The sequence below is a fragment of the Klebsiella sp. C349492 genome, assembly GCF_042055345.1.
Lineage (GTDB): Bacteria > Pseudomonadota > Gammaproteobacteria > Enterobacterales > Enterobacteriaceae > Klebsiella > Klebsiella scottii.
In genome coordinates this window covers 1-234 of record NZ_JANQCE010000057.1, presented here as the reverse complement: position 1 = coordinate 234, position 234 = coordinate 1, and the positions used below count along the sequence as shown (strand labels likewise).

At 50.9% G+C, this 234-nt stretch carries 1 rRNA gene; it reads right to left on the bottom strand.

Annotated features, from left to right (window positions below):
* Window positions 1–131: 131 nt before the first annotated feature.
* A 16S ribosomal RNA gene (locus NWP14_RS27950) occupies window positions 132–234 on the bottom strand; the annotation flags it as partial.

The window sequence follows — 234 nt, the reverse complement described above, 5'->3', positions numbered from 1 at the left end:
TTACCGCCGTGAAAGGGCGGTGTCCTGGGCCTCTAGACGAAGGGGACACTGAAGTCTCAATCGCAAGACGCCTTGCTATTTACTTTTCATCAGACAATCTGTGTGAGCACTACAAAGGCAGGTTCTTCAGGTAAGGAGGTGATCCAACCGCAGGTTCCCCTACGGTTACCTTGTTACGACTTCACCACAGTCATGAATCACAAAGTGGTAAGCGCCCTCCCGAAGGTTAAGCTA